Annotated in this window: 19 protein-coding genes and 1 pseudogene; 7 read left to right on the top strand and 13 right to left on the bottom strand. The window is 70.7% G+C overall.

Features of this window, described 5'->3' with window-relative positions:
* Positions 1 to 344: 344 nt before the first annotated feature.
* The 8 genes from OHB21_RS28710 to OHB21_RS28675 all read right to left on the bottom strand — a co-directional run bounded on the left by OHB21_RS28710 (position 345) and on the right by OHB21_RS28675 (position 9,537).
* Positions 345 to 1,559 (bottom strand): DUF418 domain-containing protein, encoded by a 1,215-nt coding sequence (locus OHB21_RS28710; RefSeq protein WP_195124209.1) that lies wholly within the window; start codon positions 1,557 to 1,559, stop codon positions 345 to 347.
* 122 nt (positions 1,560 to 1,681) lie between these two features.
* Entirely contained in the window at positions 1,682 to 2,431 is a 750-nt protein-coding gene (locus tag OHB21_RS28705; protein ID WP_067501762.1) for a hypothetical protein, read from the bottom strand.
* Positions 2,432 to 2,512: 81 nt separating this feature from the next.
* Positions 2,513 to 4,411, bottom strand: a complete 1,899-nt coding sequence (locus OHB21_RS28700) for a three-helix bundle dimerization domain-containing protein (RefSeq protein WP_324191953.1) — start codon at positions 4,409 to 4,411, stop codon at positions 2,513 to 2,515.
* A 301-nt stretch (positions 4,412 to 4,712) separates the two neighbouring features.
* The gene (locus OHB21_RS28695; protein ID WP_328436195.1) at positions 4,713 to 6,131 is read right to left on the bottom strand and encodes a S8 family serine peptidase; all 1,419 of its coding nucleotides are present in this window, start codon (positions 6,129 to 6,131) and stop codon (positions 4,713 to 4,715) included.
* Between the two features lie 37 nt (positions 6,132 to 6,168).
* On the bottom strand, positions 6,169 to 6,762 hold the full coding sequence (locus tag OHB21_RS28690; protein ID WP_195124207.1) for an HdeD family acid-resistance protein: 594 nt from the start codon (positions 6,760 to 6,762) through the stop codon (positions 6,169 to 6,171).
* Between the two features lie 104 nt (positions 6,763 to 6,866).
* Positions 6,867 to 7,490, bottom strand: a complete 624-nt coding sequence (locus tag OHB21_RS28685) for a maltokinase N-terminal cap-like domain-containing protein (protein WP_195124206.1) — start codon at positions 7,488 to 7,490, stop codon at positions 6,867 to 6,869.
* 9 nt (positions 7,491 to 7,499) lie between these two features.
* Positions 7,500 to 8,444, bottom strand: a complete 945-nt coding sequence (locus tag OHB21_RS28680) for a coiled-coil domain-containing protein (protein ID WP_195124205.1) — start codon at positions 8,442 to 8,444, stop codon at positions 7,500 to 7,502.
* A gap of 205 nt (positions 8,445 to 8,649) precedes the next feature.
* The gene (locus OHB21_RS28675; RefSeq protein WP_195124204.1) at positions 8,650 to 9,537 is read right to left on the bottom strand and encodes a LysR family transcriptional regulator; all 888 of its coding nucleotides are present in this window, start codon (positions 9,535 to 9,537) and stop codon (positions 8,650 to 8,652) included.
* A gap of 78 nt (positions 9,538 to 9,615) precedes the next feature.
* Between OHB21_RS28675 and OHB21_RS28670 the strand changes: the two genes are divergently transcribed.
* Together OHB21_RS28670 and OHB21_RS28665 are read left to right on the top strand one after the other, a co-directional pair.
* Positions 9,616 to 10,572, top strand: coding sequence for an EamA family transporter (locus OHB21_RS28670; RefSeq protein WP_195124203.1), 957 nt, complete (start codon positions 9,616 to 9,618; stop codon positions 10,570 to 10,572).
* Positions 10,573 to 10,824: 252 nt separating this feature from the next.
* Positions 10,825 to 11,805, top strand: a complete 981-nt coding sequence (locus OHB21_RS28665; RefSeq protein WP_195124202.1) for an NHL repeat-containing protein — start codon at positions 10,825 to 10,827, stop codon at positions 11,803 to 11,805.
* On the opposite strand, the gene OHB21_RS28660 is transcribed toward OHB21_RS28665, so the two are convergent.
* Complete coding sequence (locus OHB21_RS28660) at positions 11,806 to 12,582, bottom strand: hypothetical protein (RefSeq protein ID WP_067502154.1); 777 nt, start codon at positions 12,580 to 12,582, stop codon at positions 11,806 to 11,808.
* A 126-nt stretch (positions 12,583 to 12,708) separates the two neighbouring features.
* On the opposite strand from OHB21_RS28660, the gene OHB21_RS28655 reads away from it, so the two are divergent.
* The gene (locus OHB21_RS28655) at positions 12,709 to 12,978 is read left to right on the top strand and encodes a hypothetical protein (protein ID WP_195124201.1); all 270 of its coding nucleotides are present in this window, start codon (positions 12,709 to 12,711) and stop codon (positions 12,976 to 12,978) included.
* Positions 12,979 to 13,228: 250 nt separating this feature from the next.
* Positions 13,229 to 13,615 carry a nuclear transport factor 2 family protein gene (locus tag OHB21_RS28650; RefSeq protein WP_147265756.1) on the top strand — a complete coding sequence of 129 codons (387 nt, stop codon included), beginning with the start codon at positions 13,229 to 13,231 and terminating at the stop codon, positions 13,613 to 13,615.
* Between the two features lie 13 nt (positions 13,616 to 13,628).
* Here the strand turns inward: OHB21_RS28650 and OHB21_RS28645 are convergent, their stop codons facing one another.
* Together OHB21_RS28645 and OHB21_RS28640 are read right to left on the bottom strand one after the other, a co-directional pair.
* Positions 13,629 to 15,011 carry an LVIVD repeat-containing protein gene (locus OHB21_RS28645; protein WP_195141958.1) on the bottom strand — a complete coding sequence of 461 codons (1,383 nt, stop codon included), beginning with the start codon at positions 15,009 to 15,011 and terminating at the stop codon, positions 13,629 to 13,631.
* Positions 15,012 to 15,144: 133 nt separating this feature from the next.
* Positions 15,145 to 15,348 carry an SDR family oxidoreductase gene (locus OHB21_RS28640; protein WP_198161646.1) on the bottom strand — a complete coding sequence of 68 codons (204 nt, stop codon included), beginning with the start codon at positions 15,346 to 15,348 and terminating at the stop codon, positions 15,145 to 15,147.
* On the opposite strand from OHB21_RS28640, the gene OHB21_RS28635 reads away from it, so the two are divergent.
* Positions 15,274 to 15,627: a LysR substrate-binding domain-containing protein gene (locus OHB21_RS28635; RefSeq protein WP_228801654.1), complete on the top strand. Its 354-nt coding sequence runs from the start codon at positions 15,274 to 15,276 to the stop codon at positions 15,625 to 15,627. The genes OHB21_RS28640 and OHB21_RS28635 overlap by 75 nt on opposite strands.
* Positions 15,628 to 15,762: 135 nt before the next feature.
* Here the strand turns inward: OHB21_RS28635 and OHB21_RS28630 are convergent, their stop codons facing one another.
* A complete protein-coding gene (locus OHB21_RS28630; RefSeq protein ID WP_195124199.1) occupies positions 15,763 to 16,599 on the bottom strand; it encodes a helix-turn-helix transcriptional regulator in 837 nt (278 codons plus the stop codon).
* Between the two features lie 120 nt (positions 16,600 to 16,719).
* On the opposite strand from OHB21_RS28630, the pseudogene OHB21_RS28625 reads away from it, so the two are divergent.
* Together OHB21_RS28625 and OHB21_RS28620 are read left to right on the top strand one after the other, a co-directional pair.
* A pseudogene (locus tag OHB21_RS28625) lies at positions 16,720 to 17,163 on the top strand (DJ-1/PfpI family protein); the annotation flags it as partial.
* A gap of 130 nt (positions 17,164 to 17,293) precedes the next feature.
* Positions 17,294 to 17,776, top strand: coding sequence for a DJ-1/PfpI family protein (locus OHB21_RS28620; RefSeq protein ID WP_084537222.1), 483 nt, complete (start codon positions 17,294 to 17,296; stop codon positions 17,774 to 17,776).
* 42 nt (positions 17,777 to 17,818) lie between these two features.
* On the opposite strand, the gene OHB21_RS28615 is transcribed toward OHB21_RS28620, so the two are convergent.
* Positions 17,819 to 18,529, bottom strand: coding sequence for a TetR/AcrR family transcriptional regulator C-terminal domain-containing protein (locus OHB21_RS28615; RefSeq protein WP_067501800.1), 711 nt, complete (start codon positions 18,527 to 18,529; stop codon positions 17,819 to 17,821).
* Positions 18,530 to 18,609 lie beyond the last annotated feature (80 nt).

The raw sequence follows: 18,609 nt of genomic DNA, 5'->3' as shown, positions 1-18,609 counted from the left end.
CAGGCTACCGCCAGGCCGATCAGCCGGGCGGCGTCGTCGTCGACCCGGCCGACGACGACGCCGATCTGGCTGATCACCGCGTATCCCAGGAGCCAGCCCAGGACCGGTATCCCCGATCGCACGGGACGCCACGTGTACGGCACGGGGCGCACCCGCCAACTCCATCGGAAGCCGTTGCGCCGTAACGCCGCGACCAACCAGACCGTTTGCCCCGCGATGCCGGCGGTGGTGCCGATACCGAGGGTAGTCGGGCACCACATCCCCTCGCTCGCGAACCGGACCCGCCCAGCCTGCGGATCGAGTCGCGGTGTGGTTCGGGCCGGAAACGCTGAATCGCTGCTCTCTCACTCTTTCCTCGCGTGGGCGGGTGCGGGTGTGCGCCATGGCGGCCGTTGGAGGTAGGTGGCGGCGCGGAGGAGCCATTCGATGGGGCCGTAGCGGTGGCGAGTCAACCACCAAGTGCTGAGGAGGAGCTGGGTGGCGTAGGTGAGGAGGGCGAGGGCCAGGACGCCGGCGGGTGGGATGGTGTCGGCGAGGGCGAAGCCGTAGCCGGTGTAGAGGACCATGAGGACGAGGGACTGGCCGATGTAGTTGGTGGCCGCCATGCGGCCGGCGGGGGCGAGCCAGGCGGTGGCCGACGCGTAGCGCGCCGCGCGCGCCAGCAGGATGATGCCCGCGATGTAGGCGAATGTCATGAGCGGGTTCACGAGTTGCTGGATCCCGAACCAGAATCCGGGGGCGTCCAGCCAGTCGACCTTGTCGGCGAAGGTGATCGCCGAGACGGGCAGGCCGACACCGAGGCCGAGGGCGAGCACGCGCGGGGCGAGCCGGTCAGTCGTCTCCCGATCCTGGAACAGTCCGCGCTTGCCCGCCGCCATGCCGAGCAGGAACATGGCGAGGCTGGTGACGCCCTGGCTGAACCAGATCAGCAGCAGGAACAGCGGCGCGGTCTCGAGCTGGACCTGCAGTGTGTCGGTGAAACTGCCCAGATATCGGTCACCGATCGCGGGCAGGTCCATGATCTCGCCGAACCCCTTCACGTCGGAGCCGGTGTCGGACGCGAAACCCCACAGCGACCACACCGCGTACAGCACCACACCGGTGATCACGGCCGTGCGCGGCCGCATCTTGCGCATCGTGATGAGCAGCAGGCACAGCACCGCGTAGAGCGTGAGGATGTCGCCCACCCACAGGAAGAACACGTGCGCGAGCCCGACCGCCAGCAAGGCCGCGCACCGGCGCAGCAGCCGCGCGTTGGCCGAGGCGCCCGCGCGCTGCGCCGCCGCGATCTGCAAGGTGAACGAGTAGCCGAACAGGAACGCGAACAGCAGGTAGAACCGCCCGGAGAACAGGGCGTCGACCACACCGATCACCGCGTTGTCGATCGGCCCCTGGAAGGTGGGCACCGGATGCTCGCGGGTCCCCTGGAAGGACCAGAGCGAGGTGGCCACGATGACGTTGGTGACGAGGATGCCGAACAGCGCGAACCCGCGCAGCATGTCGAGCTCGTCGATCCGCCGACCGGCGGAAGTGGCTGCGGGCAGCACGGATTCGGACATGGACCGACCGTAACGACGCCCGCCGCGCCGCCGCGTCCCCCACCGGAGCTATTTCGCGCACCGCGTGCACGTGCGCGTGTACTCCTCGAGAGGTAGCCCGCGTAGCCGAAAAGAGTGATCCGTCAGCTCAGATCGCCGACTTCCAGATGGATCTGCCGCTCGACCTCGAACTCGGCGAGCAGACCGCGCTGCCCGTCCGCGTCGGCCCGGAACGCCGCGACCACCACTTCCCCGGTGCGCAACCGCTGCCCGTGGAATTCGCGCTGCCCGAGGATCACCGGCTGCGCCACCGCGAAACCGCCGGCGAACACCTCGTCCGAGCGCGGTTCGCCGAGCAGATCGGTGACGCCGCCCGGCACCCGCCGGACCGCCGCGATCTGGTCGAAACTGGGCCGCCGCCCGATCCGATGCGCCAGGTACCAGTGGCCCGGCCGCCCGAAGCACAGGTGGGTGGGCCGTCCCGCGAGTCCGAACGGCTCCAGCCGGGCGGCGAAGACCACCGACCGCACGGTCGCCAGCACACCCGTGGCGATCATCGGACATCCCCGGCGCGGGTCACCGCGGAACAGGGTGCCGCGCAACTCGGTCACGGGCCGTTCGGATGCTGGGTCGAGGTCGGCGGGCACGAAACCGTCCCCGACGAAGGTGTGATTGCCGAGGTAACCGACGCGCAGATCGGCGCCGAGCGCGCCGCGTCCGCGTTCGTCCAGGTCGACCGACACGATCGCCTGCACGTCGGAGGGCGGTTCGAACGACGGGAGGTGCGAGAGGTAGCAGTCGGTACCGGTGCCGAACACCACCATCGCGGGCGCGACGGTGGTGGTGGACGCGGCGGGCGGCCGGGCGCGATCGTGGGTGTGCAGTCCGAACATGCGTGGCTCCTAGCGGCCGGTGACGATCCCTCTCATACGGGGGTGATCGTCACCGGCGGCCGGAACGCAACATTTCGGCTATCAGTTCAGGGTTTGGGTGACTCCGTCGAGCAGCCGGTCCTGCGTCTCGAGGGTGGGCGGGTCGATCACGTCGATCAGGTCGGCGGGCGCGGCCACACCCTGGGCGGCGGCGACGCGGGCGAACTCGGCGGTGTCGCCGGTGCGGAAGCCGTGTTCGGCCGCCAGGCGGCGCAGTTCCGGGTCGGTGGAGAGCAGGCGTCCGAGCCGGTCGCCCGCTTCGTCCAGCGGGACCAGGGTGTGCGTGGACAGGATCGTCGGTGACGGGTAGGTCAGGACCATGTCGGGCGTGATGCGTCCGTCGGCGGCGGCCTCGATGAACTGCGCTTCGTAGATCATCACCAGCGGCGAGGGACCCATGCCTCCCGACAGGTACTGCTCGAAGGGCCCCGCGCTGGAGTTCTCCGCGAACCCCTGCCCGGTGAACAGGCGCGCCATCAGCGGCAGTACCCGCTGCTCGGCCTCGGGCCCCTGCACGTTCGCGTGGTCATTGGCGACGAACGCGGCGATGGCCAGGTACATGGCGGCCGAGTTGGACGTGCGCGGATCGGTGGTGGAGACCAGGATGTTCTTGCGCACCGGGTAGGTGGTGTTGGCGGGCAGGTGCGCCCATTCGGTGTTGCGTCCGGCCAGCTCGAGGTAGCGCGCCATGTCGAAGGTGGGCGCCGGGCCGGGGCGCAGCACACCGGCGGCGGTGAGCAGGTCGGCGATCGGCCGGAAGGTCGCGATCGCCATGGGCGAGGAGAACGGCGTGTGCTTGGCGGTGAGGCCGCGCTCGCGCAGGATCCGTTCGGCGGCGGGCGCGCTGGCGGGGAACGCGAACCCGTAGCCGTCCAGCGCGGTACCGCTCATCTCGCGCGACCCGGCCGGAGTGGCGTCGACGGCCAGGCCGTGTGCCGCCAGCGCCTCGGCCACGCGCGGATCGGCGAAGAACGCCATCTTTTCCGAGCCGACGAGCCCGCGCAGGGTGATGACCGGCTCGGCGGCGGGTCCGGCGGCGGGCTCCGCGCCGGGCTGGCGCAGGACGAGCACAGCGATCACGACCGCGACCACCGCCAGCGCGCCCCCGATCAGGGCGAGGGAGCGTTTGGTGAGCGGGTTGGCGCCGACCACGCCGTGCTTCGGACCGGGGCGGGTTGTGTCGCGACGAGTGGAGCCGCGGTTCTCGGGTTCGCTGGAAAGGGCGGACGCCGTTCCGGATTCGACCTCGCCAGCGTTTGTCTGGCCGGGGGCGCCCGGAGCGCCGGTCTCCGAACCCTCGGCGCGCGAATCGGTTCCGGCAGGGTCCTCGGCGGACTCCGCGGGCTCGCCGGGTCGGGCGGACTCCGCCGCCGGGTCGACTGTCGTGCTTCCCTCGGCCGCACCGGGTCGGGCGACACCGTTCCCCGCAGCGGCCACTACAGCGCCGGCCGCGACCGGGCCGCTCGCCACCTGGTCGAACCGCGCCGTCTCCGCACCGTCCGCACCCGGACGTGACGCAGCGGTCGACTCGGACTCACCCGCCTCTGCGGCCCCGGATTCCGGCGACCCGTCCCCGGCGTCTCCCACGCTTTCGGACCGGGCACCGCTCCCGCCGGGCACCAGCACGCGGGTCGGCTCGTCCGAGGGATCCGGCTCTGGCGCGCTGTGCGTGTCGGCATCGATCGCCGAGGTGCCGAGGCTGATCCGTTCGGTCACCTCCTCCGGCTCGGCGGCGGGCTCCCCGGTTTCCAAGGTCCCGCGCGCGATCCGCTCGACCAGGACCGGCACGAACTCGCGCACGGGGCTGTCGGCGAAGCGGGCGTGCGCGCCGTCGATCACGGCCTCGACGTGTTCGGGGGTATGCGCGGGGGTGTAGGTGGCGACCAGGCTGTCGGTCAACCGGCGCATGGCCTGTTCTTCACGGGTGGTGTCGACAGCCACCAAATCTCCTCGGTGTCACGGCTCGATCGGGCTCGCGCGCCACCCACACCCGGGCCGCGCGCGCCGAAACCATACCGGCATTCCGGGCATGCCGACACTCGGCGCGAACCCGCATCACCTGCCGATTCGGGTGCGCGCGAACCCCTTCCGGCCGTCACCCCGACGGACCGCGCACTCCCCTATCGCCCCTGCTCAAAGCCCTGCCGCAGCCCGACATCCCGCCTAGGAACGATCCATCGCGACGCGAACCCCTCCCCACTCGGCAACGCCCAGAGTTCAATCCCGCCTCCACCGCGAGACATCACCCAGTACCCTCGTGTTCACCCACCAGGGCGGCGATATCGGGCAGCGCCCCGATCCGCTGTGTGGCCGGACGTCCCGGCGCGGCGGTCTGCGGGGAACCGGTGGCACGCAGCCGATCGCGGATCACCGACGGCGTCTGCCGGGTGCCGGTGATGCCTTGGTAGGCGGCGATCGCGCCGACGACGATCGGGGACGCGCTGGAGGTGCCGCTGAATTCGTCGGTGTACCAGTAGTCCTCGTCGCTGCCGCCCTGGAGGTCGCCGTAGCCGGTGGTGGTGACCTCCCGGCCCCAGCCCTGCGCGTCGACGCGGGTTCCGTAGTTGGAGAAGTCCAGACGCGATCGGGCCGGTCCGTGATCGCGGCCGTGCGTGCCCGGCGGTGGCGCGCCCGCGCCGACGAGGATGGCGCCGGAATCGTCGGCGCCGCCGCGGAACGGGTTGCGCCAGCTCTGGGGAAAACCGGTGGGCCGCAGGTCGTAGAGGGCGGCATCGAGGTCCTCGGCGCCGTTGCCCGCCGCCTCCACGACGATCACGCCGCGCGCGACGGCGTAGCGGATGGCGGCGAAATCGTCGGGCCACCACTCGATCGCGATGTAGCCGAGTTGGTCGGGCCGGGCGCGGTAGTTGCGGCGCGGGCCGGGACGGTGCAGTTCGAGCAGGATGATGTCGCCCGCCGACAGCGCGTCGGCGGCGGTGCGGATGGCGGCGGCCGATCCGTTGTCGAACACCGACACCGCGCGGATATTGGCCTCGGGCGCGATCCCGGTGATGCCGTAAGCGTTCACGTCGCCGCTGATCTCACCGGCCACCGCGGTGCCGTGGTCGCGCCAGCCCGGATCGTCGGTCTGCCCGCCGATCACGCCGCCCTGGTTCTGGGTGAGATCTTCGTGGGTGAACCGCCACGCCCCCTCGATATCGATCACCCGCACGCCGGTGCCGCGCCCGCCGGGTTTCGTCCATGCCCAGCGGGCGCCGATGCCGTTGGGCGCATCGTCCAGATAGCCTTGGCGGGCTTCGAAATTCGGGGTGGCCGGGGGCGTGTCGGCCTCGGACCGGGTGGGCGCCGACAACGGGGCGAGGGGTGGTTCGGCGGGCGGTTTGACGTAGGCGGCGGCGACCGCGTCGTCGTGGAGCAACGTGTCGGCTATCGCATCGAGGTGGTCGGCGCCGACGTCCTCCTGATCGGTGCCGCGCAGGCGGCCGGGCAGCCGGTTGGCCGGGCCGAAGACGCGCGCGAGACGCGCACCGGCGGGCAGCAGCGTGGCCAGATGCGATTCACCCGCAGCGTTCTCGCGCAATGCGATCGGGCCGATGGGCCGCGACTCGCCGTGCGTCACCACCACCAGTTCGGCCGGTGACGTGGTCGGACCGGCCGCCGGGGGCCGTGGGGTGCTGCGCCGCTGATCCGTGGGTGCCATAGAGACAGTGAACCCGCTGCGCGCGCGACCCGCCAGTTCAGTTGGGCGGCACCGCCACCCGTGGCGTGTCCGGCAGCGTCACCGCCCGCACGCGGACCCGGCCGAACAGCATCTCCAGCGCGCCCAGCACCACCAGTCCGCCGCCGATGACGAAACCGAGGGTCTCCAGCCGCTCCAGCGGCACCATGATCGCCACGATGCCTGCCACCATGCTGAACAGGCCGAACAGTTCGTGACGCCCGCCCGCGGCGAGGCCGTCGTCCCAGGCGGCGACGGTGGCGTGCACGACGCCGCGCACCGTCAGGCTCAGTCCGACCCACATCGCCAGCAGCGGCACGGAATTGCCGCCGCGCAGGCAGAGCACGGCCATCACGATCGACAGCGTCGCGCTCACCGCGATCAGCAGGCGCAGCGGCACCGCGAATTTCGCGCCGAACGCGAGCCACATCTGCGCGGCCCCGCTCATCAACAGGTACAGGCCGAACAGCAATTCCATGGTGGGCACGGACTTCTCCGGCCACACCGCCATCAGCACGCCGAGGGCGATCGAGCACAGACCCGCGACCAGAACCACTTCCCGTCCCCCACGGACCCGTGATTCGACACGCCCCTCACCTTCGTTTCCGGGCATAGGCACATGATATGACCGAACCACATAGTTAACCGTTGGTTAGCCACATTTCTGCGAAGAGGGTCACATCCGGCCGGTCAGGCGGTGCGGGGCGGCGTGTCGTGCTACCCGGCAGCGTGTGCCACGAGCACGACGCCGCGCTCAGTGGTCATTTCGCCTGTCCGCCAAGGGGCGTGCACGACCGTTCCCGACGGCTCGGAGGCGCGCAGTACTCGGGGCAGCGTCAACGACGCGTGCGGTGTGGTGATCACGGTCGAGGCGGCATCGTCGGTGACGGTGAATTCCGTCGGCGCGGGGATCGGCAAGGGATCGGTGACGGTCACCGTCGGGTCGGGTGCGTCACTCTCGTTCTGCGCCTGCGGCACCGCGCGTCCCGCGAGCAGGTCGGCCAGCACCGCGACCACCACCGGGTCGCGCGTGCCGTCGTAGATCCATCGTGTGCCGAGCACACCGTGCTCGGACGTGCCGATGAGTGAATCCGCGCCACCGTCACGCGGTACGCCGCGATAGGCCATGGGCAGGTTGTAGGTGACGGGTTCGCCACTCGACGTGTCCGTGACGAACACGAACTCGATGCCGACCTCCCCCGCCGGATCGTCCAACCGGAACCCGCCCGCCCTGGCGAGGACCGGCGTCGCGCCGCCGCGGAACCAGGGTCGCGCGGGTAGCCAGCGCGCGAGCAGTTCCGGTTTGCTGGGCGTCATGGTGGTGCGATGGATGACAGCCATCTCCGCACCCTATCCGCTCTCGCCGGTGAATACCGGTCGCGCCGTGTCGCTCTCGGCGAGCAACCGGTCGAGCTGTTGTTCGGCACGTTCGGCGCGCGCGAGGACTTGGGCGCGGGCGTCGTCGAGCGCGGCGATGCGTTCGGCGGCTTCGGAGCGGGCCCGGTCGAGCGCGGCCGCCGCCTCCGCGCGCCGGGTGTCCGCCTCGGCCGCGGCGGTCCGGCGCAATTCGGCGAGTTCGCTTCGCGTGCTGTCGAGTTCGGCGCGCAGGCGCGCGAGTTCGGCGCGGGTCTCGGCGAGCGCCTCGGTGCGTTCGGTGGCGACCTGTTCGGCGCGTTCGATGGCGCGTTCGGCGTCGGCGGCGCGCTGCACGGCCAGGTCGCGTTCGGCGCTCGCGGCGGTGATGCGCTGGGCGGCGTCGGTACGGACCTGTTCGATCTCGGCAGCGGCTTTGCGGCGCGCCTTCTCCACGTCCTCGGTGGCCTGCTGCCGCGCCCGCTCGATATCGTCGGCGGCCTCCTTGCGCGCCGCGCGGACTTCGGCTTCGGCGGCGCTGCGGGCGGCGAACACGTCGTCGGCGGCCTGCTTCGTGACGTGCTCCACTTCCCGCAACGCGTCCTCGCGGGCCGTATTCGCCTCGGCGACCAGCGCTTCGGCGCGCTCTGCGGCGAGGGTCGCGTCCTCGGCGGCGGATTCGGCGGCCGCCCTGGACTCTTCGGCGTCGCGGCGCGCCTGTTCCGCCGCGACGGCGGTCATCTCGGCTTCGGCGATGCGGCGCGCGGCGTCGGCCTGCACGGCCTGCACCTGGGCCTCGGCGACGGAAGGGTCGGCGAGCGTGGACAGTTCGGCGACCGCGGCGTTCAGATTCGCCGAGAGTTGTTCGGCCAGCCCGCGGAACTGGACCAGCAGCTCGTCGGCGCGCGCCCGCGCCACCGTCACCGGACCCGCGGGCGTCACAGTGACGGAACCCGCGGGTGCCTGCGACTCCTGTTGCTGCCGTTGCCTTTCCCGCCACGCCCGCCACCGCGTGTGCTCGGGATGGTCGCAGTACTCCGACGGACGACCGGGCCCTCCCCCGCGCGTGATGGGCCTGGTGCATCCCGGGTAGCTGCATACGCTCGACACCCGGTGAATCGTAGCGGGACGCGCGGGGCGTTCACCGTCACGACAGGTCCGGCGCCGCCTCGATCCCCAGCGCCGCCAGGAACGCGGTCGCCGCCGGTGTGCCGCCCGAGCGGCTCCACACGACGTACTCGACGCGGGCGGGGGCGTCGGTGACGTCGAGCCGCACCACACCGCTGGGCTGCGGTGACCACGCCGACGGCAGCATCGCCACGCCCAGGTTCTGCTGGACGAGCCGGACGATGAAACCCGGGCTGGTCACCTCGAACGCCACCTCCCGGTCGATGCCGGCGGCCGCGAACGCCAGGTCGGATTGGGCCCGGCCCGCCGATCCTGCCGGGAAGTCCACGAAGACCTCGGTAGCGAAGCGACGGATGTCGACGGAGGATTCCCCGGCGAGCGGGTGGTCCGGGGCGACGATGGCGATGAGCCGATCGCGCAGGAGTTCGTGGACGGCGACGCCGCGTGGTCGCGCGGTGGGCGGCAGGCCGAGGAACGCGACATCGAGGGCGCCGTCCTCGACCTGGGCGGCGAGTTCTTCGCTGGCGCCGACGCGCAGACTCACCCGCACGTCCGGATACCGCGCGCGGAAATCCCGCAGCGCGGAGGGGATGTCGACGGCGGCGACGGTGGGGATCACCCCGACGGCCAGACGCCCGCGCACCTCGCCGAGGGCCGCGGCGACCTCGGCGACCGCGCGGTCGGCCGCGTCCAGGCACTGCCGGGCGGCGGGGAGGAACGCCTCGCCGGCCGGCGTGAGCCGGACGCGACGGCTGGTGCGTTCGAACAGCCGCGCGCCGAGTTCGCGCTCCAGACGGGCGATCTGGTGACTGAGCGCGGACTGCACCACCAGGCAGCGTTCGGCGGCGCGGGTGAAATTGTTCGTCTCGGCGACGGCGACGACGTAGCGCAGTTGCTGGAGTTCCACCGATCAATCATGAATCACGATTGATACGGTGACAAACATGTGTTGGACTCATTGATACCGGCGGGCGAGACTTCGAGGGTGACCAGTCCACGTGCTTCCGCCGGGAACTTCCCGCTCATCGCGCTCACCGCGTATGCCCCGCTCGTCTGGGGCACCACCTACGTCGTCACCACCGAACTCCTCCCGCCGGGGCACCCCTTGTTTGCGGGGTTGCTGCGCGCGCTGCCCGCCGGGCTGATCGCGGTGGCGATCACCCGGATGCTGCCGCGCGGCGACTGGTGGTGGAAAGCGGCGGTGCTGGGGGTGCTCAATATCGGCGGTTTCTTCCCGTTCTTGTTCCTCGCCGCCGAGCGACTGCCGGGTGGTGTGGCGGCGACATTGGCGGCGGCGCAGCCGATGATCGTCGCCGTGCTGGCCGTGGTTGTGCTGCAAGAGAAGTGGTCGGCGTGGCGGTTGCTCTGGGGCGCGATCGGCGTGGCGGGCGTGGGGTTGGTCGTGATCGGGCCGGCCGCCCGGCTCGATGCCGTCGGCGTCGCGGCGGGGTTGGCCGGTGCGGCGTCGATGGCGCTCGGCGTGACGCTGACCAAGCGGTGGGGACGCCCGGACGGCGTGGGGCCCACGGCCTTGGCCGGATGGCAGCTCACGGCGGGTGGCTTGTTCCTGGTGCCCGTCACGTTCCTGTTCGAAGGTGCGCCACCGGCGATCGACGGCGGTGCCGCGCTGGGCTATGTCTGGCTCGGTCTGTTCGGCGGCCTGCTCGCGTACGTGGTGTGGTTCCGCGGTATCACCACCCTGCCGGTGAATTCGGTGGCCGTGCTCGGGTTGTTCTCGCCGCTGGTCGCGGCGGTGCTGGGAGCCGTGTTGCTCGGCCAGTCGCTCGGGCCGGTGCAGCTCGTGGGGTTCGCCTTGTCGCTGGCCGCGATCGTCGCGGGGCAGCTTCCCGCGCCCACTCGTCCGCAACTCGTTGTCGCCACCGTGGTGAAGGAAGAGGTATCCCGCTCGAAAATGCCAGTGGGCAAAGGCATTTCACGGTAGCCTACTAGACAGCTACCCGCCGAAGGAGAGCGCACTGTCGACCGCGAACCGGCGCGGACACGCGACCCCTGGCGGCGGTGGACGCGATGCGGGGTCGGCCGTAGTACGCCGCTGGTGTGTCACGCGCTGTTGCCGGACGAGGCGGACAACACCGACGTCTCCGAGCCGCCCACCCCTACCACGAAGACCTCCCCACGACCAGGGCACGCCACGTCCTGCAACCGCGCAAAATCCGGGCCTACTTTCGCCGACATGAGACTTCCACACACGAAAGGCGCGCGACGGCTGGGCGCCACACTCCTGCTGGCCGGGATGCTGGCGGCATGCGGCTCGGAACCCGCCCCCGCGACCCCCGACCGCTATATCGTGCCCGGGGATCGAGTGTTCCCGGGTGGGATCGCCTACCACGAGCCCACCGCCGAGTACTTCGTCGGCAGCACCCGCGACGGCACGGTCTTCCGCGGGCGGCTCGACAACCCGGAGGCCACGCCGTGGTTGCCCGGCGGATCGGGCGGGCGGACCACGACCAGCGGACTGGCGGCGGACGGGAACGGCCGGTTGTTCATCGGTGGCGGCCCGACCGCGCGGTTGTGGATCCACGACATCGCCACCGGTGAGCTCCTCGCCGAATTGCCCGGTGTGGCGGGCGGATTCGTCAACGACGTCGCCCTCGCCGAGGACGGCTCCGCGTACGTGACCGACTCGATGGCCAACGTGATCTATCGGGTCACCGAGCACAGCGGCGGCTGGGAGATGCGGCCGTGGCTGAACCTCGCCGATACGCCGGTGCCGCGCGTGGACGGTCACAACCTCAACGGCATCGTCGCGGCCGGCCGCGACGCCCTGCTGACCGTGCACAGCATGACCGGCGGCCTCTACCGCATCGACCGGAACACGCAAGAGGTCACCGAGCTCCATACGGGTGGCACCCGCGCGTACGGCGGCGACGGCCTGGTCCTGGACGCGGACACGCTCTACGTCGTCCAGGGAGGGCTCTCACCGCTGAATCCCCGCCCACAGGTCTCGGTCCTGCGGCTCGCTCCAGATCTCGCCGCAGCCGAACAGGTGTGTGCCCGTACCGATCCCGGTTTCCGTCACCCCAGCACCGCCCGCTTGGCCGGGGACCGGCTGCTGGTGGTGAACAGTCAGTACAACACCGGACTGCGCGACGAGACACCGGAGCTGCCGTTCACCGTCTCGGCCCTCGACACCACCGCGGGCTGCACCGGCTGATCACCAGGGCAGGGGGCGCGTGGTGGTCGCGGTCGGCACGATCGTCTGCCCGCTCACGAAGCGGCTCCACAGTCCGAACCGAAGTTGCTGCCCGGGCAGGGCGTGCGATTCGACGAAGCTGTGGGTGCCGCGGGCGTCGGTGTGGGTGGCGCCGAAGGAGACCCGGAACCGCGTGGTGGCCGAGCGTTGCGAGGGCGGCAGCGCCGAGGGCAGGATCTCGTCCGATCCCCACGCGTACTCGCCGTCGTAGGGTGCCGCGACGGGTTCGAAGGTGTTGGCGAGGATCGCGCCGGTGGCCGGGATCGTGATCAGGACGCCTCGGCCGCCGTCGGCGTGAATGGTGTTGAACACGAAGACGTCCGCCTCGCCCTGCGAGTAGATCTCAGCGTGTCCCTCCCCCACCTTCGAGCCCGGCGGGCACGCACCTATCCCGTCGGCGGCGATCACCTCCCGCGCGCACACCGGGAACGCCTCGGGGTTGAGGTGGATCGAGCGATCGAAGAGGAACACGAACTGCGTTGCGGGTGAGGGCTTCTCGCCCGACTCTGTCCGGCTGGTGCGGTCGAATTCCACCGTCACACCGGCCACGGTGCCCCGGTCGGGACGGACGGTCGCCGCGAGAGCGTCGAGGTTGGCCGGCCCTTCGGCGTGGTCGGCGGGCGCTTGCGGGCCGTGCGGGGTGGGGTGCGGGGCCGTCTCGCCGTGCGCGGCCGGCGCGCTGACGGCGAGCGCGGCGGCCGCGAGGACGAGTGCGCGCTGAGCGATGGGGGTCTTCATGGGGCCATCGTCGTCCGCGCGCACGCCCGCATCCTGGTCATATCGTGACCAGGTTGGGGACGCGCATCGGCTCTAGGGTGGCGGCAGATCGGCTCGGCGGTAGCCGACGTATCGAAGGGACCACCCGTGTTCAGAACTCTCGCGAAACCGATCCTGTTGCTCGGCCTCGCCGTCGGCGCGACCCTGACCCCGGCCACCTTGTCGTCGGCGGCGCCCGACCTCACCGGACCCGTGCTTCCCGTGGCCTACGGCGCCGCGGGCCCCTACGACAGCAAATCGTCCTGCGAGTCGGCTCGCAAGTCCGCGATCGACGACGAGAAGGTCAAGTGGGCCGGGCCCTGCTTCGAGAAGGGCGGCACCAAGGCGAATCCACGGTACTACTTCGAGCACTACTGATCGCCGCCCGGACAATCCCTCGAGCAGGTGAATAGCGTTGAATCACAGCATAACTCGCGCACGGCACGCCGCTTCGCAGCAAGGTCACTCCGTCCGGCGGCACGGTCGGCGTCGACGACACGCGAGGAATCCCGACGGACTCGCCGGTAGCCCGACAGTGTCGTCCCCCGGCACGAGGGCACGTCGTCTGGTCTGCGCGGCTTTGGTGGTCGTCGCCCTGGCCGGATGCGGAAGCGCGGAGGAGCACGACGTGCGCGATGTCGCCGACGCCGCCATGGACCGTTTCGACGCCGGGTGGCGCAGCGGGGACTGGGATCCCTTCCTCGCCGTCCTCACCGACGAGTTCAGCTTCCGGTTCCCCGAGGAGCCGGCCCGCGGGGCCTTCGAGGGCACCGAGGGCCGTCGCCGGATCGAGGACTGGGCGCTGCACCACGGACGCTCCGGAAACCGGGTGTCGGGCACCAGGATTCGCACCGATGTCGTCGGGACGCGGGTGATCTACGAATACCGATCCCAGGGCATCTCACCGTCCACGGCCGCCTATCGCAATCGCGAGATCATCATCGTCGAGACCGAGGGAGATCGCCTCAGCGCCCTGCACGAGTACTGGGGAGACGCCCGTCCCGCCGACTCGTGACACCCGGCGAGTACTACGACGTTCGCGGACCGGTGTACCGGAGGATCCACAGGCCCTGATTCTTGTCGGTGATGTAGAGGTAGCCGCGGCGATCCACGACGACGTCTTCGGTCTGCGTGACGAGTGCGCCTTCGGGCATGGGGCCGTACCGGTGGGTCGGATCGGGCGGCAGGAAGTAGCCGGTCTCGCGGATCGCGTAGGGGTTGGCGACATCGTAGACGCGCAGTCCCGCGCTGAAGTGGGCGATGTAGAACAGGTCACCCTGGCGCTGCACGTCAGGGTGGTGCTGGTGGTGGTTGATGTTGTGCGGGCCGCGCCAGCCGCCGCGCGTGGCGAAGTCGCGGAAGGGCGCGTCCGGCGGTGGCACCGGTTCCGGGAACAGCGACAGCAGATACGGATTCGATGGATCGCGGATGTCGACGATCGAGGCGTGGTGCGCGGCGCCCTCGGCGTAGTGGGTGTGTTCGGAGTTCACGAACGCGATCCCCCGCTCCGGGACCGGGAGGATGCCGTGCACGCCGAAGCGGGAGTGGAACGGCGGGCTGAACGACAGATGCCCAACCTGTCGCGGGCGCGACACGTCGGCGATGTCCAGCACGACCATCCCGGCGCCGCCGTAGGGCAGGTAGGCGTGGTGGCCGCTGACGTAGGCGGGTCCGTGCAGCGACACGTCGTGTCCGGCCGAACAGCACGGGCTCCCCGTGGCGAGGTGGCCGTCTTCGGCCGCCCGGCCGGGTGGCATGGCTTCGCCGCCCGCCGCGTGCTGGCCGGGCACCCACCACCGGCCCGCCTCGACCGGGTTTCTCGGGTCGGCGATGTCGACGATGAGATAGATATTGCCGCGATAGCCGGGCATCCCGGCCGCGAGGTGGACGTAGCGGCCGCCGGGATAGTGGTTGCGGTGGGTGCCGGTGCCGCCGGTCCGGAAGTGCCCCAAGCGCGCCGGCCGCACCGGATCGCTGATCTCCCACAGGTAGATGCCCTCCTCGAACGCGGCCTCGGGGACGCCGCCGAAGTTCGGGAAGATCTGTTCGAGGGCGGTGACCATGAGGTCGCCGTGCAGGTCGACCTGCAGGGTCCACGTGTTGTCCGGACTGGGCACGAAGGCCGCGACTTCGGGGCGTTCCGGGTCGGTGACGTCCACGACGCTCCAGCCGGAGTGCCAGAAGTGGCCGAGGTAGAGGTACCAGCGCCCGCGCGACTCCCGGACGGCCATCTTGAATCCGGGCCGGCCTTCCAGATCGCAATAGCCGACCGCCTCGATGTTGTGCGCGTAGGCGCCGGGAGTCGCGACCGGTGCCGCGCTGTCGGGTGCGCAGGCGGTCACCACTCCGGCACCGAGAGCGAGTGCCGAGGCCCGGAATACATCGCGCCGGGAGAAGGGAGAGCTGGTCATTCGGTGTCCTCGTTCGTCGATTCCACTTGCGGTTCCGACGATTCCGCGCACCGCCCACCCGGCCAACACCCGCCCGAGCGGAAGGACATGCCTACCGTAGGTTCATCAGGACCACCTTTACGGGGCGGCGATGTCAGCCGGTGAGGTAGCCGCCCGAGGCGTCGAGGTCGTGGCCGAGCACCGCGCCGGCGTCGTCGGAGGCCAGGAACATCGCGACGGCGGCCATCTCCTCGGCGCGCACGATGCGTCCGACGGGGTAGTCCTGGGCGATCTGGTCGTACAGGGACTGGTGGATGTGGCGTTTCTGTGGCTGCCCGCGGACACCTCCGGGCTGCACACCGCCGTGGTCGCCACCGAGGAACGCATGGTGGCCAGGTCGGCGTCGCCTCCGCTGGCCGCCCGGCCGGCCCTGACGCTGGCCGACCTGCGCGACGAGCCGATCCTGTGGAACCTGGGACCCGCCTCGATGGCGGCCTACACCCACCCCGAGCTGATCTGGCGTCCCGTCACCGACCTCGACCCGTTGCGGATCGCGGTGGCCTGGCCGCGGACCTCGGTCAACCCGCTGGTGCCCGCCTGTGTGCGGGCCGTCCGAGCGCTGGCGACGGAAGGTTGATACCCGCTCCGAGCCCGTCGCGGGGCGCGATGCGGGTCCGCACGGGCCGAGAGCCGGCTCGATGCCGCCGATTTCCGGGCAAGTGGTTCGAGGACGCCGCTGCGTGCTCGGCGGCCGTTTCGAAAGGTGTTGTGCTCATTCAGGAATGGACCCGACACCTACCGCCAGTTCGCGCAGCTTGTCCGACTCGGACCGCGTCCGGGGTGAGTAGACCACGAGGATCTGATCCGGGCTGCCCGGCAGCTCGAGGGATTGATACGAGAGTTCGAATTCGCCGGCGCGCGGATGGTCGAACTTCTTCACGCCGCTGCTCTTGCGGCTCACGGTGTGCTGACTCCATTTCCGGCGGAATTCGGCACTGCCCGCGTTCAATTCCGCGACGAGGGCGCCGAGTTCGGCATCGTCGGGGTGCAGGCCGAGGTCGCGGCGCAGGAATCCCGCGGCGTTCGACACCGCGAGTTCCCGGTCCGGGTAGAGGCGGCGGACCTGTTCGTCGAGAAGGACCAGGCGGGCGAGGTTGCGCCGCGCGGGTGCCAGCGTGCCGAAGTCGGCGATCAGCTTGCGGGCCAAAGAGTTCCACGCGAGGACGTCCATCCTGCGGCCCAGCACGAATGCCGGGCGCTCCGGGAGGTCGCGCAGCAGCAGTCGCAATCCGGTGTGCACGCCCGGCGTCGGAGACGGCCGCCGTCTGGGCGGATTGGCCAGCCGGTGCAGGTGTTCGCGCTCGACGTCGTCGAGCAGCAGGGCGTCCGCGATCGAGTCGAGCACGCTGTCGGACACCCGCTCCGCGCGCCCCTGTTCCAGCCGCGTGTAGTAGTCGACGCTGACCGCGGCCAGCTGGGCGAGTTCTTCCCGGCGCAATCCCGCGACCCGACGCCGGTTCCGCGTGGTCACCACCCCCACGTCCTCGGGCTTGACGCGGGCGCGGCGCGATTTGAGGAAATCGGAGATATCCGGGTGAGCGGTCGCCATGCGCCCACTATCGGCCGGTGCGCCCGGCGTCGGCAAGGGTGATCGAGGACAGATTTCGCGGGATTCCGGCCAGATTCGGTGCCGCCTGGCACACGAAAGGCGCTGGGTAAGCTCGCGCGTATGCCTCGCGTCGCGGTGGCGGCCTTCTACGGCGCCGTCGGATTCGATCTCACCACCGTCTGCCAGACTTTCGCCCTGGCGAGCCGGCCGGACGGGTCACCCCTCTACGAGGTGCGCGTCTGCGGTGACAGCCCTTCCGCCTCTGCGGCCGGCGCGGACACCGTGTTCCAGCTCGTGCCGCCCTATCCGCTCGACGACATGCTGACGGCGGACACCGTCGTGGTGCCCGGCATCCGGGATGTGGAGGGCGACATCGCGGATGCGGTGGTGGAGGTGATCGCGAAGGCGGCCGCGTCCGGTATCCGGGTGGCGTCCATCTGCACCGGCGCGTTCGTGCTCGCCGCGGCCGGTGTGCTGGACGGGCTGACGGCCACCACACACTGGCGCGCCGCCCGGTCCTTGGCCGCGCGCTACCCGGCGGTGCGCGTCCGGTCCGACGTCCTGCTCGTGGACAACGGCCGGGTGCTCACCTCAGCCGGGGTGTGCGCGGGATTGGATCTGTGCCTGCCCCCTTGGAGGTCTTCCACTACGCCTCGCGGCTCGGCAGGCGCGGACGGGTGGAGGTGTCGTCTCGATGCCCGCAACGTCGGTCGTGACGTTGATGTCCGGGTTGGCGATCACGCCGCAAGCGGTGCTCGATCCCGCTCGGGCGGATCTGCTCATCGTCCCCGGCGGCGGCTACGGTCTGCCCGCGGGCAGTCCGGGGGTGCCTGCCGAGATCGCGCGCGGCCGGACTCCCTCGGCACTGGCCGATATTCGGCGCGGCGAGCTGACGATCGCCGCGGTGTGCACCGGAGTGATGTTGTTGTCGGCGGCCGGGATCACCCGGAATCGGGCGTGCACCACGCATCGCCGTGTGCGCGCCGATCTGGAGGGCGGAATCCTCGTCGACGCCCGGGTGGTCGACGACGGCGACCTGGTCACGGCGGGCGGGGTGACCTCCGGACTGGATCTCGCGCTGTGGCTGGTGGAACGCGAACTCGGTGCCGAACTGGCCGTTTCCGTGGAGGCACTGCTCGAATACGAACGCCGAGGCACGGTGTGGCGTCGACGGTGAACCGGCGATTCCCTTGTCCCGGAACGGGTAGGGCGATTCTGTTCAGCTCGTGACCGGCCGGGAATCGCGGTCGCCCGCGCGTAGCCGCTCGAGGCCGTCGAGGATGATGTCGAGGCCGAACTCGAATTCGGACTGGTCGTCGCACCAGCCGAGGGTGGACCCGGCGTCGCCGTGTTCGTGGGCGCCGGCGGCGATCATGCCGGCGATATTGGGGAAGCGGTCGGCCATGGCGGCCAGTTCGGCGGTGGCGGCTTCGTCGTCGGGGGCGCCGGAGGACTCGAAGAGTTCCTGGGTGAAGCCCAGTGCGCGGCTGCCGAGGGCGTGCATGGCGTGGTGGGCCAGGTCGTAGGAGAAGCCGCCGGTGCGCAACAGGCCGAGCAGCGCGTCGAAGTAGGTGATGAGTGACAGGGTCATCGGTGAGCGGGTGCTGATCAGCGCGGGCGCCCAGGTGTGGCGCAGCAGGACGGCGCGCGCGGTGAGAATTCGCCGGCGCAGCACCGGTTTCCATTCGGCGGGCGAGTCGGCGGACAGCGGTTCGACCGCCTCGTTGATGGTCTCGACGATCACCTCGACCATCCCGTCGAGCAGTTCGGCCTTGTTCGCCACGTGGTGGTAGAGCGACATGGCCTCGACCCCGAGGTCGGCGGCGACGTTGCGCATGGTGACCGCGCCGACGCCGTCGCGGTCGGCCCGCGCGACGGCGGCCCGCAGAATCTGCCCCCGGCTCAGGCGGGGCCGTTGATCGGTGCCCATACCGAACCAACTTACCGTACGCGGTAAGTCTCCCAGCTCTTGACAGCCTTACCCCGTAATGATTCCCTTACGAGGTAAGA

It is taken from the genome of Nocardia puris (assembly GCF_036051655.1).
Lineage (GTDB): Bacteria > Actinomycetota > Actinomycetes > Mycobacteriales > Mycobacteriaceae > Nocardia > Nocardia puris.
Note: the sequence above shows the minus strand (reverse complement) of the source record. Positions and strands in the feature narration are given on the sequence as shown.

Bases quoted from the DNA above. Each gene is read 5' to 3' on its own strand.
- OHB21_RS28645 (WP_195141958.1), bottom strand. From the start codon at position 15,011: ATGACCAGCTCTCCCTTCTCCCGGCGCGATGTATTCCGGGCCTCGGCA.
- OHB21_RS28630 (WP_195124199.1), bottom strand. From the start codon at position 16,599: ATGGCGACCGCTCACCCGGATATCTCCGATTTCCTCAAATCGCGCCGC.
- OHB21_RS28620 (WP_084537222.1), top strand. From the start codon at position 17,294: ATGCCCGCAACGTCGGTCGTGACGTTGATGTCCGGGTTGGCGATCACG.
- OHB21_RS28660 (WP_067502154.1), bottom strand. From the start codon at position 12,582: ATGAAGACCCCCATCGCTCAGCGCGCACTCGTCCTCGCGGCCGCCGCG.
- OHB21_RS28695 (WP_328436195.1), bottom strand. From the start codon at position 6,131: ATGGCACCCACGGATCAGCGGCGCAGCACCCCACGGCCCCCGGCGGCC.
- OHB21_RS28690 (WP_195124207.1), bottom strand. From the start codon at position 6,762: ATGCCCGGAAACGAAGGTGAGGGGCGTGTCGAATCACGGGTCCGTGGG.
- OHB21_RS28665 (WP_195124202.1), top strand. From the start codon at position 10,825: ATGAGACTTCCACACACGAAAGGCGCGCGACGGCTGGGCGCCACACTC.
- OHB21_RS28685 (WP_195124206.1), bottom strand. From the start codon at position 7,490: ATGGCTGTCATCCATCGCACCACCATGACGCCCAGCAAACCGGAACTG.
- OHB21_RS28705 (WP_067501762.1), bottom strand. From the start codon at position 2,431: ATGTTCGGACTGCACACCCACGATCGCGCCCGGCCGCCCGCCGCGTCC.
- OHB21_RS28615 (WP_067501800.1), bottom strand. From the start codon at position 18,529: ATGGGCACCGATCAACGGCCCCGCCTGAGCCGGGGGCAGATTCTGCGG.
- OHB21_RS28710 (WP_195124209.1), bottom strand. From the start codon at position 1,559: ATGTCCGAATCCGTGCTGCCCGCAGCCACTTCCGCCGGTCGGCGGATC.